Genomic DNA, 14,573 nt, shown 5'->3' with positions numbered 1-14,573 from the left:
ATTAAACCCCAGCTGCATTTTTAAAACCATCCGGCTTTTCATAATTTTAAATCATGCCGAAGGTTATCTCATTTATCAGCCGCAAAGGCGGTACTGGTAAAACTACGAATGCTATAAACCTAGCCACAACCCTGCATCAGCTAGGCAAAAAAGTTGTTTTAGTGGAAACAGACACTAATTACACGCTTAATACCCTCCGCAAAATGGAGCAGTTCAAATCCAAAGAAGAGCAAGAGGGATTTAACATCGTAGGATCGCAGGACCATGAAGTAGCGGAAGAACTTACTTTGATGAAGCAGAAGAGAGGTACGGACGTGGTGGTTGTAGATAGCGCAGGTAAGACCACAGACGAAGGAATTAAAAAGCTTTGCCTTGTAAGTGATGTTGTCATTGTTCCTACAAGTTTAACACAAAATGATTTGCTGGTAACATACCAAACTGTTACCGACCTTGCGCCTGCCCGTGAAATAAATACCAAACTGAAGATCCTGATTCTTCCGAACCGTATTCACAGCGGAACGAATCTTTACACCGTGCGCGAGAACCTTAAAAACCTTGATGCTATTATTCTTCCGGTTATCGTTCCACAGAAAAACCTTTTTGTAAACTTCAGCACCATGAGTGCCGAAAAAGAGTACCACCCTGTTGCCCAGGAGATTTTAAAACATATTGCATGAGCAAAAAGAAGAATACATTAAAAGATCTTAATGATTTTTTAAAGCAACAAGCTGCCACTTTAGTAGCTCCTGAAAAACTTAGTGTAAAAACAGAAGAACCTGTGGCCGTAAAAGAGCCACTTACTATTGTAGATACACAAGATACCATTACCATTAACTCTTTAACAGATACGATAAAAGCTTTTGCAGAACAAAACAGTATAAGTCTACAGGAAACACTTTACAGGGTTATACTTACCTCATTAGGAACGCAAAACAATCTTACCCCTGAAGATCGCATGCTTATTAACACCGCTCTTTACCTGAAGCACGGAAGCAACTGGAAAGAGGCTATCCGCGGCTATTGGAAGGATAAGAAGTGATTACCTAAAGTACTTTTGATTTGTACCTAAACAGAACCATCCTTAAACCAGGTGTTATTCAAAGAATGACAACCCTAATCTTCCAAGGCTGCCGGAGTAGTAATAAGTATTCGTAAAGCAGCATAGGCTTTTCCATCGTTTATTTTCGAAGCGTTATTAATTGTTGTGAAGAAGTGTAATATTGCTCTTCTAAACAATGTAATATGAGATTCGGAACGAAAGCCGTACATGCAGGTGTAGAACCTGACCCATCTACAGGCGCCATAATGACGCCAATATTTCAAACCTCAACTTACGTACAGGAAGCTCCTGCTAAACATAAAGGTTATGCTTATGCCCGCGGGGCGAACCCCACGAGAAATAGCTTGCAAAAAAGCATTGCTGCGCTGGAAAATGGTAAGTATGCCCTCTGCTTTTCATCCGGTATGGGTGCCACAGATGCGGTTATTAAATTGCTTAACCCAGGTGATGAAGTAATTACAAGTAATGACTTGTACGGCGGTTCATACCGAATGTTTAAAAGAGTATTTGAGAAATATGGTATTAAGTTTCATTTTATAGATCTTACTAAGGCAGCTAACATTGAGCCTTTAATAAATGATAAGACGCGGTTATTCTGGCTGGAGACACCAACAAATCCACTCATGAATATCGTTGACATTCAGGCATGTGTTGCGCTGGCTAAAAAGAGAAATATAATTGTGGCGGTAGATAACACTTTTGCTTCTCCGTATCTGCAAAACCCACTCGATCTTGGTGCTGATATAGTAATGCATTCTGTGACCAAATATCTCGGAGGTCACTCTGATGTGATTATGGGTGCTTTGGTGATGAATGATGACAAATTGTATCAGGACCTTGCCTTTATCCATAATTCATGTGGTGCTGTTCCTGGCCCTCAGGATTCTTTCCTGGTAATGCGAGGAATTAAAACCCTTCATCTCCGCATGGAGCGCCATTGCCTCAATGGAAGGAAAATAGCAGAATATCTGAAAGGACATCCTAAAGTAGGAAAAGTTTACTGGCCGGGCTTCCCTGACCATCCCAATCACGAAATTGCGAAAAAGCAGATGCGCGACTTCGGAGGAATGTTATCCTTTACATTAAAAGACGACAGCATGGAGAAAGCATCAAACCTTATGGTTAGTGTTGAACTGTTTTCGCTCGCGGAATCATTGGGTGGTGTTGAGTCGCTGATCAATCATCCTGCTTCAATGACACATGCAAGCATTCCTAAAGAAGAACGTTTAAAAGGGGGGCTTGTAGACTCTCTTATCCGGTTAAGTATAGGAGTAGAAGACGCTGAAGATTTAATTGCAGATCTTGACCAGGCTCTTAGTAAAGTCTAGTATATATGTTTAGGGTTAAAGCTTTTCTTATTGTTTTGCCTTTAACCCTAAACATAACACCTAGCAACATCTTAAATTTTTATAGCGGGAGTCTCCTGCGAAGGAATTCTTACAATAAACTCACTCCCTTTTCCTTGTTCTGAGTTAAGCTCTATTTTACCCTTTAATCGATCAACAAGGGTCTTTACAATAGCAAGCCCCAGTCCGTTGGATGATTCACCACGTGTAGGCCGTGCGCTCAACTTCTTAAACTTTTGATAGAGCTGTTGTTTATCTCTCTCTGTAAATCCCTGCCCCTGATCTTTTATGGAAATCCAGAATTCGTTGCCCTTCTTTCCGGCAGCAAGAACAATTGTAGAATCTGTTCCTGAAAACTTAATGGCGTTTGAAAGAAGGTTATCGACAATGCGATCTAAGTAATCTATATCTGACGTTACTTCTTCACTCGTTACTTCTTTGATATATAGATGAATATTTTTTGCATCGGCAGCAGGTGTAAAATTTTGAGTCTTCTCTAAAAGAAAAGTACTAATATCGAAAGTAATATAATTAGGCTCTATGTTCTCTTCAATCATGTGTACGTCGAGCAAGTCCGTAATCAAGGAAAGGCCCTGCCTTGTTGCATCCCTTGTCATTTTCATGTAGATCTTTTGATCTTCGGAGAGAGCTGTTTCTGATTCCATTAAATCAACAATGCCGTTAATTCTGTGTAAAGGAGACTTTAAATCATGGGCAACAATGCTCATCAATGTATCCTTCTCATTATTCAAATCCGAAAGCTGCTGATTCCTTAAGGAAAGACTACTATTTTGTTTAATAATTTCCTTGCGTTGTGCTTCTATCTCTGCGTTTTGCTGTATTAGTTTCCTGTTTACTTCCGTTCTTCTTTTACTGTTTCTCCATATCAAAAATCCTACGATGCTTATAGAAACAATAACAATGTAAAGAACATTGTTTTGCATCTTCTGCTTTTGAATAATTGCTTCGTGTACGGCATCTTCTGACTTCAGCAATTTATTCTCCTGCTCCTTTTTCTGAATCTCTATTTCAAATTGAAGTCGCTCAACCTGCCTTGCCAGATCCAAATCTTTAACTGAATCTTTCAACAATAGATATTGATTCAAGTTAGTCAGGCGATCGCGCTCATTGCCTACATGCTCGGAAATTTTCCAGAGGTAGTAGTAAGCATTCATCTGAGCGTTTAATTCCTTAATCTTAATCGACACATCTAATGATAGCGAGAAATATTTCTTTGCTTCAGCGAGGTTGTTTTTCTTAAAGTATATCTGGCCTATAATGCGATATGCTTGCGGCATCATCCTAAGGTTATTATGCCGAAGGATTACGTCCAAGCCTTCCTTACTGATTGCTTCCGCCTGGTTAAGCAAACCTATATTAAGGTAGCTCTCTGCCAGGTATGTTTTTATTTCAGCAATGTTTATTTCATCCTTAATAACGTGACCTGTTGAATCGGCACGCTGGAAGTAAAAAACGGACTTATTAAACTGATTTAACTCCAAGTAGAATCTTCCTAAGTAAACATAGGCAGACATAATATCTCTTGTGTTACCTAAGGCAAGTCTGATCTTGTACGCTTTCAAATAATTATCTTCTGCCTTAGTGTAGTCGCGTTGTGTTTTATACAAGTTCGCCAAACTCTGTAATGCATAAGCTAATCCTGAAGAATCGTTTAGCATCTGAAAGATACCTTTGGCTGTTATGAAATGTTCATATGATCTTCCTAATAAACCCTGCTCATAAAACAACCTTCCGATGTTATTATTTGAGTGAGCTATCTGTACGGAGTCATTCTGCGCATTTGCAATTTGTAATGCTTTCGAATAGTTCTCATAGGCAAGAAGGCGTTCTCCCTTGTAGTTGTTGCCAAGCCCAATAAGATTAAGTGGCCTTGCCAAACCGTTTTTCAAATTCAATTGCTTCCCAAAGTCGTATGCCTGTACACCGTAGAAAATAGTGCTATCAGGATTTGCAAAACGATGCTCCCATGCCAGGTCGTTTAATAAATCAAAACGGGTGGGGCCCTCAGCAGTTGAAAGCTTTCGTTTTATGCTCTTTATGAGCTCGCTATTCTGCCCAAAGGAAACATGGCTTAGCAACAGAACACACAGGAAAAGTAGATAAATAAGTCTCTTCACAAAAGACAGTCCTTCCTTAGGTATATTATATCAAAGATACTCAATTTCAAAAGATACTACCGTTGCCTCATAACGAATTTACCGACCGTATGGTTGCTTAGGCGCGATCCTCTTCTTCAAAATTCAGATCACGACCATAGGTCTCGTCTACTGCGGTAAGCGCTATAAATGCTATTATAACGGTTAAAAGCCCCACTATTAAAGCTCCATAAAGAATTCCGGTATTCTTTGCTTGCGTCAAATCCATTGAAGTTGCATTGGAAGAGCTTATAGTATCTCTTAAAAACTTGAAAAGTAGAGTAATTGGCACCACTGTTCCCCTTATAAAATTAGGAACAGATGTAGCTACGGTAGATCGAAGATTTGTACCAAATTGTTCTGCTGCAATGGTTACAAACAAGGCCCAGTAACCAATGCCAATACCTAAAATAAAACAAGCAGTATAAAAGAATTCTGCAGTACGAACTGGCAAGAACAGAAACAATACAATAAAAAGAAGTGTAAGTAAAATATAAATAGCTACAACCTTTTTTCTTGATTTAAGCATTTGACTAAGTACTCCACTTGACATATCTCCCACAGCAAGCCCCAGATAGCTGAACATCACAGCATCACCAGCAACAACATTTCCTGTTATTGACAATGCTTTAGCAAACTCAGGAGAGAATGTTACCAGAATGCCTATAGCATACCATATTGGTAAGCCAATGAAAATAGATCCAATAAATTTTTTAAACCTTCTGCCATTCTGAAACAGTTTAAAGAAATTTCCACGTGAGATTTCCTTTTCTTTTGTTCTTAAGAAAATTCCTGATTCAAATACGCTAATTCTTGTAATAAGGAGTAAAAGACCAAGACCGCCACCTATAAAATAAGACACCTGCCAATCGAATACTTTTGATATAAAATTAGCAAGCACAGCACCCATTAGCCCTACGGTGGCGATTATTGTTGTTCCATAACCCCTTATATGAGGAGGTAACGTCTCTGACACAAGCGTAACCCCGGCACCCAGCTCGCCAGCCAAACCAATACCTGCTATAAAGCGAAGAACAACATATTGGTCTACCGAGGTTACAAATCCATTTGCAATATTTGCTAGTGAATAGAGAAGTATCGATCCAAAAAGAACAGACAGGCGGCCTCTTTTGTCTCCCATTATTCCCCATATTAAACCTCCCACCAAAAGACCCGTCATCTGCCATTGCAGAAGAAACTCTCCCTTATTGAAAAGTTCATCTTCGGGTACTCCTAATGAAATAAGGCTTGGCCTTCGAACAATACTGAATAATAATAAGTCGTAGATATCAACAAAATAACCTAAGGCAGCAACGATAACAGGTAAGCTAAGGAGTTGCTTGTAATCCTTTTGTTCCATAAAGAAATTTTTACCAAAATAAAGTAAATAATGAAATGTTACCAGCCCTGCTACCCTTTAACCCAGCCACGTAATATATCAAGGAAATCTATTAAAATAAAAAGGAGGGCAACCCGCCCTCCATTTTTTAAATGTCAAATCCATTGTTAGTAGTCGCCTTACTTGTCCTTTCCAATAAAGTACCAAAGAATAGGACCTAGTATAGGAAGAAAAACTACGGCTATAATCCATAGCACTTTTCGTTCTGTATCTTTATTACTTTTTACGATATCTATTATTACAAGGATATCGATAACAAGAATAGCGAGTGAAATAAGTCTTCCCATAGTAATTGTTAATTAGTAGCCAGTATTTTAAATAACTCGTCGAGGTTGGGCGTAATGATTATTTCAGTCCGCCTGTTCTTTTGTTTGCTTTGAGGCGAATCATTATTAGCTATAGGAGAATATTCGCCTCTTCCTGAAGCTGTGATTTGGTTAGGCATTACACCACCTCTGGTGAGAATTCTCGTGATTGATGTAGCTCTCATCACACTTAGATCCCAATTATCACTCATGTACGCTGTCTTTTTGGAAATAGGAACATTATCTGTATGTCCTTCAACCATAATATTGATGTCCTTTTGATCTTTGATTGCTTTTGCAAGTTGCTGAAGTGCACTCACTCCCTTGCTGTCAACTTCTATACTTCCTGACTGAAAAAGTAACTGTTCTGCCAACGAGACATACACTTTCCCGTTTTTAACTTTAATGGAGATGTCATTCTCTTTAAAGTTAAGAAGAGCGTTGCTGATTTTATTCTTCAAATCCTGAACAGCCTTATCTTTATTGGCAAGTATTTGTTCTAGCTCCTGTACTTTCTTCTCACGCTCTGCCAGGCTGTTACTTAGAGAGTCGTTTGTTCTCCTGGTAGCTTCAAGATTTTGCTGGATGGCAAGTAGCTGCGCTTGTTGCTGGGACAGATCGCGGTTGAGCTTACCACTACTGGTCATTAAGTTTTTGTAATAAGTATTAAGCTGCTGATGCTCTTTTTCCAACGAACTTAATTTTTGACTGTTATTACGTAAGTCAATCCCCAGATTGGTTGTATCTTCCTTTAACTTCTGAAGCATCTCTTCCAGGTCTTTGACGAATGCATTGGCTCTATCAAGGTTTGCATTTTTGTCAGCCAGGTCTGCTTCCATAAGTACCTTTTGTGCCAATAACTCGTCATACTTCTTTTTAGAAACAATACAGGAAGTTAGAATGGAAGACATTAAGACAATTGTAAACAGATACTTCATAGATCGTAATTAGGATGGAAAATTAGCTAATATAATATACAAGTAAAACAACGTTTTTACGCTCTTACTCATGCTAATGAATTTATAACTTAATTTGTTCTCTTTCTTATATTTACCCAAAAACAAAACTATGACAGGAATGCTTCAACCAGGGTCACTTAGTGGCAAAACTATCATTATAACAGGAGGAGGTACCGGGCTAGGTCGTTCTATGGGCAAGTACTTTCTTGAACTAGGCGCCAACCTAGTAATTACAAGCCGGAAAAAAGAAGTTCTGGAGAAAGCTGCGAAAGAACTGTCTGATGAAACAAAGGGAAAAGTACTACCTGTTGCCTGCGATGTAAGGAAGTATGAAGAAATTGAAAACGTGATTAAATCTGCGGAAGCAGAATTTGGTCAGGTACATGGAGTAGTAAATAATGCGGCTGGTAATTTTATTAGTCCAACCGAACGGCTTTCGCACAGAGCTTTCGATATTGTTGTTGATATTGTATTGAAAGGGACATACTACACTACACTAGCTGCAGGTAAAAATTGGATTGCTAAAAATCAACCAGGCACTTTCCTTAATATTGTAACAACATATGCGTGGACGGGCTCAGGCTTCGTTGTTCCTTCTGCATGCGGAAAAGCTGGTGTACTTGCTTTAACAAGAAGTTTAGCCGTAGAGTGGGCAAAATACAACATAAGAAGTAATGCAATTGCTCCTGGTCCATTTCCAACGGAAGGCGCATGGAGCAGACTACTACCAGGTGAACTCGTTAAAAAATTCGATCCTGCACAACGTGTTCCGTTGAAGCGTGTTGGCGAACATCAGGAGTTGGCGAACCTTGCAGCATATTTAATCTCTGACTTTTCTGCTTACGTGAATGGTGAAGTTATAACTATTGACGGTGGTGAATGGTTAAGAAATGGTGGCGAGTTTAGCCATTTGGAAATGATTCCTGATGAAATGTGGGACATGCTTGAAAAAACGCGCGGGAAGTAAACAAGGATGATGTCGAATCTCGATCAGTATTTCTTTGAAAAACTTAGGAAGAGACAGGAAGAAGGTACACTAAGAAAACTATCTGTAGAGAAAACGCTTATAGACTTTTGTTCTAACGATTATTTGGGCCTCTCACGCTCACAAGAGCTTTGGGATTTTATTGAACAAAAGTTTAGGGCACTTGCGCTAAGATATAATGGATCAACTGGCTCTCGTCTACTTTCAGGAAACTCTTTATATGCTGAGCAAGTTGAAGAGCGATTAGCATCCATCTTTCAGAGCTCTAAGGTTCTTTTATTTAATTCCGGGTATACTGCGAATTTAGGTGTGATCTCCTCTATTGCTCAAAAAGGTGATACTATTCTATATGATGAACTTGCTCATGCATGCATAAAAGATGGAGCAAGATTAAGTCTGGCGAATCGTTATTCTTTTAAGCACAATGATCTCAACGATCTTGAGAACAAGATAAAAAAATCAACAGGTAGGGTATTGGTTGTCGTTGAATCCATTTATTCAATGGATGGTGATGCTTGTCCCCTTGCAGGCTTAGTTGCGTTAAAAAGCAAATACGACATAACAATAATACTGGATGAGGCCCACAGTACGGGTGTTTATGGTGAGGGGGGAAACGGTTACGCTTGTTCATTAAATCTTCATCATAATATCGATATTAGAATCTATACCTTTGGCAAAGCTATCGGTGTACATGGAGCTTGCGTTGCCGGCTCAGATCACTTAATTAATTATCTTATTAATTTTGCCAGGCCATTTATCTATACCACAGCGATGACTCCGCATAGTCTTTGTTCAATTGACGCAGCGTTTGAATTTATTGACAGAACACCTTCACTAAAAGAGCAACTACGTAAAAGAATTGATTTCTTTCTTGCTAAGACGAAATCAATTACAAACAGGACTGATAGTAATTCCAGCATTCAAACAGTAGTAGTTGAATGTAGTGAAAGAGCAAGGTCATTAGCGCTTCATCTCCAAAATAATGGATTTGATATTCGACCTATACTTTCACCTACAGTACCAAAGGGCAAAGAGCGAATAAGAATTTGTCTTCATGCTTTTAATACAGACGAGGAAGTTTCTAAACTTGCTGATTTGTTAATTTTTTACAACAATTAAGATGAACTATTTTGTTACGGGAATAGATACCGATAGTGGCAAAACACTTGCTTCAGCTATATTATGTGAAGCACTAAAGGCAGATTACTGGAAACCTATTCAATCAGGCTATCCACGAGATTCGGAAACTATCGAATCATTAATAACTAATCGCGTCACGGTAGTACATCCGGAAACTTATTTATTAAAAACTCCCGCATCTCCTCATGCCTCAGCTAAAATAGATGAAGTCGAGATAAATTTAGAGCGCTTTATAATTCCTAAAACAGAGAACAGGATTGTAATTGAGGGAGCAGGAGGATGCCTTGTTCCTTTGAATGATAACACGCTTATAGTCGATTTAATGGCTAAACTTAATTCTGAAATCATTCTTGTTGCAGACCTTTACCTGGGGAGCATCAATCATACTTTATTAACGATTGAAGCCTTAATGAAGAGGAAGTTAAGAATTAAGGGTATTATTTTTAACGGTGAAGAAAACATAGAAAGCCAAAATTTTATTACTCATTATTCAAAGCTGCCAACGTTATTGCACATTAGAAAAGAAAAGACTATCACCCCTGAGATTGTAAAGCATTACGCAGAAAGAATAGCTCCATTATTTTATGAATCTACTAACGCAAGATAAGAACAACATCTGGCATCCCTTTACTTCCTTAAAAGGAGCTGATGATCCAATACTCATTGAATCTGGGGAAGGAGTTTACCTAAAAACACACGATGGAAAAAAGATCATCGATGCGGTTTCATCCTGGTGGGTAAATATTCATGGGCACTCACATCCTGCAATTGCAAAAGCAATTGCTGAGCAAGCACTAAAACTGGAACATGTAATTTTTGCTGGATTCACCCACGAGCCTGCAATAAAACTCTCTGAAAATGTACTCACTATTTTGCCCGATAATCAAAGCAAGATATTCTTTTCAGACAACGGGAGCACCGCTGTTGAAGTAGGAATTAAAATGGCGTTGCAATACTGGCACAATCAAGGTATTGAAAGAAAAAAGATAATCGCTATAGATGGTGCCTATCATGGTGACACCTTTGGGGCAATGTCTGTTGGTGAACGAAGCATCTTTACTGCACCTTTTCAAGACCATCTTTTTCAGACGATTTTTATTGATTTTCCAAATGCAGAAAATGAAGAAATAGTTTATCAGAGATTTCAGCAGTTAGTAGTTGAGGATAACGTAGCAGCGTTTATTTACGAACCGTTGGTACAAGGCGCAGCAGGTATGCGAATGTATAGCAGTACACTATTGGATAAGATGATCGGCTTTGCGCAAGAGCACGACGTTATTTGTATCGCTGACGAAGTATTTACAGGATTTGGAAGAACAGGCGAACTATTTGCGTCATACCATATGACATACAAGCCAGATATTATGGCCATTTCAAAAGGGCTATCAGGAGGAACTTTACCTATCGGTATTACATCCTGTTCAAAGAAAATAGTTGGAGCATTTGATTCATCGGAAGTTGGAAAGACGTTCTTTCATGGTCATTCCTTTACGGCAAATCCGCTTGCCTGTGCTGCCTCAAATGCAAGTTTTGAATTGTTAATGAAAGCAGAATGCAGGCAAAACATCTTAAAAATTTCGTCTCTCCATAGAAGTTTTAAGGAAAGAATTGAGCAGTCTGATAAGTTAGCAGATGTTCGAAGTCTGGGTACCGTTCTAGCCGTTGAATTGAGAACAGATACGGGAACTTCTTATACGAGTCCGGTTAGGAAAAAGATATATCCTTATTTCCTGGAACGTGGTATTTTATTAAGGCCCTTAGGGAATATCATTTACATACTTCCTCCATACGTAATTAAGGAAGATGAATTAAAATTCATTTACGATGAAATAGAAAAGTTTATTAATAATGAATTATAGCTATAAACTCTCTATAACAACTGCGTTGTTCTGTATATAGTATATCCTTATCTGACCGGATTCCTTTGGCCTGAGTGTTAATAATGATGACTCAACTGGTGGGGATGTCAGCAGGTTGCCTTCCATGTCATAAATATATGTAAGTTCCTGTGTCAAGTCTGTGACCGATATATACGATTTACCAGAACCAAAGTCATAAAAGTTTACGATAGCAGGATTTGATCCCGTAAAATCATTTGATATGATTTGCTTTCCTGTTTGATCTAATATTTTAAACTGTCGTGCGTCTTGCTGTACCACCAAATAGGACTTTGCATTCTTCTCGTTAAGCAAGTAGAACTTACTTGTAACAGATGATTTTAATAACGTTTCTCTTGCTACTATTTTTCCTTCGATGTTAAACTTGACTTTAAAACCATCTTCATCTACTACTACAAAATATGTATCTGCTGTAGCTCTTCCCGTTTCTAAAAAGAAGTCTCCGCGCAACCTTGCTTTAACATCAAGAGGAAAACCTTTAATACTTTCACCCCTCCTATTCATTAAATGCACTACCCCGTTGTTCGAGACTCCAATTATATAGTCTCTTCCCTTTATTCGATAGTGCTGAGGAGACATCAATAATTTACTTGCTAAATCTTTAGGATTCCAACCATCAAGATCATTACCTTCTTTATCGTACATCCAAATTTTACCCGACGACTCAGTAACGATGAAGCGGTATCTCTTACTGTGATCGTAATCTATTACACTTACGTGTTCAATATCAGAAACTGAAAGTCGCAATGGATAAGGACTTACATAGTTACCAAGTCTGTCTATAACATGAAGGGCATCTTTTGTTGCAAAGAAGTACTGCAGCTTACCATTGGCAAGAAAATCAATTTGATAAATTTCACCTACTATAGGATCTCCAATTGATTTTTTCCAAAGCACCTCACCTTCATTAGATAGAAGCGCGAGATCATTCAAAGAATCCTGTACGAGCAGTTCATCGCTTTTACTGATATGGCTTTTAACAGCGTGAATCCGAGTGATGTTCGAATTTAATCGGGTGACATATCTTTCACGTGGCGGACTTTGGCCTGCAGCTTCAACGGTTTTATAATTCCATGAGATGTTGGTATAATAGCTGTGATTGAGATTGCTAAACTGTATCGCTCCCATCTGTAAAGAGCTGACTAATTTTTGATTATCTCTAATGAATTTATTCCATTTGGGATGGAGGGAGGATGATATAACACTCCAAACTTTAGGGGTATTTACATAGAAGCTAATGTTGGCCTCCAGAAGTGTGGTACCAAGGAACTTGTTCACGGATACCGACTTGCCCCATGTATCATCTTCATCAATGTCGGTAAGTACTTTCTTCAACTCGTCTAAATCATCACCAATGATAATCGTGTTACCTATGTTGGTGTAGTACATGTCATCAAAGCCATTTACTAAAGGCCACAGGATTTTCTCCGGGAATCTGAAAACAGGAACATCCTTGATTTGATAGTTACCAAACTTCTCATAAAAAATAGTGTCGACACTAAGCTTAGCTGATAAGTCTGAAAAAACTTTTATCCAGGAGGAATACTTAGCCGTTTCAATAAAAAGTATTTTACTATAGCCTTTTCTTTTAAATGATTCTACATAACAAATGGCAATTTCATCTTCGATGTTGTTGTATAGTGCATTAAGATCTACGTTAAGAGAAGATCCGATTTTTTTCAGGGTATCGTTTAGATGAGCAGCCTTGCTTTTACGGTAATTGATTAAATCCTTATTAAAATCATTTCCATTACTTATACCTAAGTTATTAAGGGCGATTGTACGATTGGGAATAAAATTCTCTAATTTAAATGAAACAGGACTTTGACTTCGAAATAATGAAAGGGTACCCGCAACCAGCGCCGAAGTATCGGCGCTAAAGCCATTCAATGATAGATTATTGTCCTCGGCTTTTATATCAAGAACAGACACCTTTCCAAACGAGTTGAGCAAAGTAGAATACTCTCTCGAAAATACTGACACGATTTCTTCTAAGGCATTTAGTCGCAGGTATAAATTACCCGCGTCGCCCCTAATCTTTGTTAGTTGCCGGAGTGATGAAAGCGTCTTCTTAAAGTTGTCCTTAGATGCATCATACGTTCTTATAACATCTTCTATAAGAAAAGGGGTGAAGCTAGCCACCAAGATATTATCAATTACACACCAGGACAGGATTTGCCCTGCAAGATGTACTTCATTAATAGTGATTGAACTGAATTCTCTTGTAGAAAATTTAGAGGACTTATTTTTAATATCACTAAAAAGACTGACAGCTTTTTGGAGCTGAGGATAGAAGACAATAAAATCAAAGTCATCCTTTTTAGTAGCGTGAACTGACAAAAGATAATTAGCTCCGGGGGAAAGCAAAGTAAATACGTCGTCTCTTAAAGAATCAATTGCTTTGTTGTATAGCGAAGCCTTATTGAAGACGGTCCAAACGGCAGTTTCTTTCGTCTTCTCGATACAGCTTTTGCAGTTATCACTTTCATACACTGCCAATGCATCAGAAGGAACAAGATCCCATGCCCCAATAGCCCTATTCTTTAAATTATGTGTATAAAGAAAATAGCCACCTAACATTAGGAGCACTATACCAATAGTGATGAGTAACGGGAGCTTCTTCAAAGAATATTTTTGCGTGTGAAGATACAGGTGACGATATCAATTGACAACTGAACGACAGAGATATCGGAATATTACTAAAAACAAAAGAGCTATGCGAGGATATGTTCCATACTGAAGTTAATCCTGTTTTCTGACCCAGCTACCAGATTGGACCAGCTACAAAACAAAAAAGCCTTGCAGAGGATATCTGCAAGGCTTATGTAATAAAGATAGGCGACGACTTACCTCCTCCGATAGGGATCGGGATTATCCTGGTACCATCAGCGCTGGTGGATTAATTACTTTATTCGATATGGGAAGCGATAATCTAATGTTAAACTGTAGAACCTACTGATTCCTATTCCTTCATTCAGTTAATTCTGTTTTGTGACAAGCCAGAGCTGCTACCAAAACAAAAAAAGCCTTGCAGAGGATATCTGCAAGGCTTATGTAATAAAGATAGGCGACGACTTACTCTCCTCCCGATAGGGATCGGGATTATCCTGGTCCTATCAGTGCTGGTGGATTAATTGCTTTATTCGATATGGGAAGCGATAATCTAATGTTAAACTGTAGAACTTACTGATTCCTATTCCTTCATTCAGTTAATCCTGTTTTGTGACCAGCCGGACCAGCTACAAAACAAAAAGCCTTGCAGAGGATATCTGCAAGGCTTATGTAATAAAGATAGGCGACGACTTACTCTCCCAGGTGTTATCCT

General features: G+C 38.6%; 12 protein-coding genes. 7 read left to right on the top strand and 5 right to left on the bottom strand.

Annotation, left to right across the window (positions count from 1 at the left end; translation table 11 throughout):
* Positions 1-53 precede the first annotated feature (53 nt).
* The 3 genes from KK060_RS16935 (at position 54) to KK060_RS16925 (ending at position 2,388) form a co-directional block, all read left to right on the top strand.
* Entirely contained in the window at positions 54-677 is a 624-nt protein-coding gene (locus KK060_RS16935; protein ID WP_254154956.1) for an AAA family ATPase, read from the top strand.
* Complete coding sequence (locus tag KK060_RS16930) at positions 674-1,039, top strand: hypothetical protein (RefSeq protein WP_254154955.1); 366 nt, start codon at positions 674-676, stop codon at positions 1,037-1,039. The genes KK060_RS16935 and KK060_RS16930 overlap by 4 nt, the downstream gene beginning before the upstream one ends.
* 203 nt (positions 1,040-1,242) lie before the next feature.
* A complete protein-coding gene (locus tag KK060_RS16925; protein WP_254154954.1) occupies positions 1,243-2,388 on the top strand; it encodes a cystathionine gamma-synthase in 1,146 nt (381 codons plus the stop codon).
* A 71-nt stretch (positions 2,389-2,459) separates the two neighbouring features.
* On the opposite strand, the gene KK060_RS16920 is transcribed toward KK060_RS16925, so the two are convergent.
* The 4 genes from KK060_RS16920 to KK060_RS16905 form a co-directional block, all read right to left on the bottom strand.
* Positions 2,460-4,544 (bottom strand): tetratricopeptide repeat-containing sensor histidine kinase, encoded by a 2,085-nt coding sequence (locus KK060_RS16920; protein ID WP_254154953.1) that lies wholly within the window; start codon positions 4,542-4,544, stop codon positions 2,460-2,462.
* A gap of 97 nt (positions 4,545-4,641) precedes the next feature.
* The gene (locus KK060_RS16915) at positions 4,642-5,922 is read right to left on the bottom strand and encodes an MFS transporter (RefSeq protein WP_254154952.1); all 1,281 of its coding nucleotides are present in this window, start codon (positions 5,920-5,922) and stop codon (positions 4,642-4,644) included.
* Between the two features lie 158 nt (positions 5,923-6,080).
* The gene (locus KK060_RS16910; RefSeq protein WP_254154951.1) at positions 6,081-6,248 is read right to left on the bottom strand and encodes a PLD nuclease N-terminal domain-containing protein; all 168 of its coding nucleotides are present in this window, start codon (positions 6,246-6,248) and stop codon (positions 6,081-6,083) included.
* An 8-nt stretch (positions 6,249-6,256) separates the two neighbouring features.
* The gene (locus KK060_RS16905) at positions 6,257-7,204 is read right to left on the bottom strand and encodes an OmpA family protein (RefSeq protein ID WP_254154950.1); all 948 of its coding nucleotides are present in this window, start codon (positions 7,202-7,204) and stop codon (positions 6,257-6,259) included.
* A 130-nt stretch (positions 7,205-7,334) separates the two neighbouring features.
* On the opposite strand from KK060_RS16905, the gene KK060_RS16900 reads away from it, so the two are divergent.
* The 4 genes from KK060_RS16900 to bioA are packed head-to-tail and all read left to right on the top strand — an operon-like array spanning position 7,335 to position 11,209.
* Positions 7,335-8,192: an SDR family oxidoreductase gene (locus tag KK060_RS16900; RefSeq protein WP_254154949.1), complete on the top strand. Its 858-nt coding sequence runs from the start codon at positions 7,335-7,337 to the stop codon at positions 8,190-8,192.
* 6 nt (positions 8,193-8,198) lie between these two features.
* Complete coding sequence (locus tag KK060_RS16895; RefSeq protein WP_254154948.1) at positions 8,199-9,329, top strand: aminotransferase class I/II-fold pyridoxal phosphate-dependent enzyme; 1,131 nt, start codon at positions 8,199-8,201, stop codon at positions 9,327-9,329.
* A 1-nt stretch (position 9,330) separates the two neighbouring features.
* Positions 9,331-9,957, top strand: a complete 627-nt coding sequence (gene bioD / locus KK060_RS16890) for a dethiobiotin synthase (RefSeq protein WP_254154947.1) — start codon at positions 9,331-9,333, stop codon at positions 9,955-9,957.
* The gene (gene bioA, locus KK060_RS16885; RefSeq protein WP_254154946.1) at positions 9,935-11,209 is read left to right on the top strand and encodes an adenosylmethionine--8-amino-7-oxononanoate transaminase; all 1,275 of its coding nucleotides are present in this window, start codon (positions 9,935-9,937) and stop codon (positions 11,207-11,209) included. The genes bioD and bioA overlap by 23 nt, the downstream gene beginning before the upstream one ends.
* On the opposite strand, the gene KK060_RS16880 is transcribed toward bioA, so the two are convergent.
* Positions 11,210-13,873, bottom strand: coding sequence for a hypothetical protein (locus KK060_RS16880; RefSeq protein WP_254154945.1), 2,664 nt, complete (start codon positions 13,871-13,873; stop codon positions 11,210-11,212).
* Positions 13,874-14,573: the final 700 nt, after the last annotated feature.

It is taken from the genome of Chryseosolibacter indicum (assembly GCF_018598585.1).
Classification (GTDB): Bacteria; Bacteroidota; Bacteroidia; order Cytophagales; family Cyclobacteriaceae; genus Chryseosolibacter; species Chryseosolibacter indicus.
This window is presented reverse-complemented; position numbering and strand designations above follow the sequence as displayed.